Annotated in this window: 1 pseudogene; it reads left to right on the top strand. The window is 64.4% G+C overall.

Going from position 1 to position 839, the window contains the following annotated elements:
• Nucleotides 1-65: 65 nt before the first annotated feature.
• Nucleotides 66-839, top strand: a pseudogene (locus AC24YW_RS36575) (IS3 family transposase); the annotation flags it as partial.

Raw genomic sequence — 839 nt, forward strand, 5'->3', positions numbered from 1 at the left:
CTGACCTTGCCCCACAGGCTTAATCCAGTTTGAAGTTCGCTCTGGCCCACGACAAGGACCAGAGCATGAAGCGCAGCCGCTCTCGGAAGAGCAGATCATCGGGATTTTGAAGGAGCACGAGGCCCGGCGTTTCGGTTGCCGACCTGTGCCGCAAGCACGGCGTCAGCGTCGCCAGCATCTACAAATGGAAGGCGAAGTTCGGCGGTATGGAGGTGTCGGAGGCTAAGCGGCTGAAGGCACTGGAGGATGAGAACACGCGGCTGAAGCGGCTGCTGGCGGATGCCATGCTCGACAATGTCGCGCTGAAGGACTTGCTGGGAAAGACATGGTGACGCCCGCGGGGGAGCGGAAAGCTGTCGCCCATCTCATGGATGCCCATGGGATGAGCGAACGGCGGGCGTGTAAAGCCATCGGCAGCTGCCGCATGACTGTGAGATACAAGACGATCGGGACGGACGATGGCGGCCTTCGCCAGCGCATGAAGGCGATCGCGCACGAGCGCGGCCGCTTCGGCTATCGGCGCGTGCATGTCCTGCTCAAGCGGGAGGGCTATAGGGTCAACCACAAGAAGCTGTTCCGGCTGTACCGGGAAGAGAAGCTTGCAGTGCGCCGCCGTGGCGGCCGCAAGCGCGCCATCGGGACCAGGGCGCCGATGACGGCGCCGATGGCGCCGAACGAGCGCTGGTCGCTCGACTTTGTGTCGGATCAGCTGACGTGCGGCCGCCGCTTCCGCGTCCTCACCGTGGTCGATGACTGCACCCGCGAGTGCCTGGCGCTGGTGGCCGATACCTCGCTCTCCGGCATCCGCGTGGCCCGGGAACTTGACCGGCTGATGATCG

It is taken from the genome of Bradyrhizobium sp. USDA3516 (assembly GCF_057651995.1).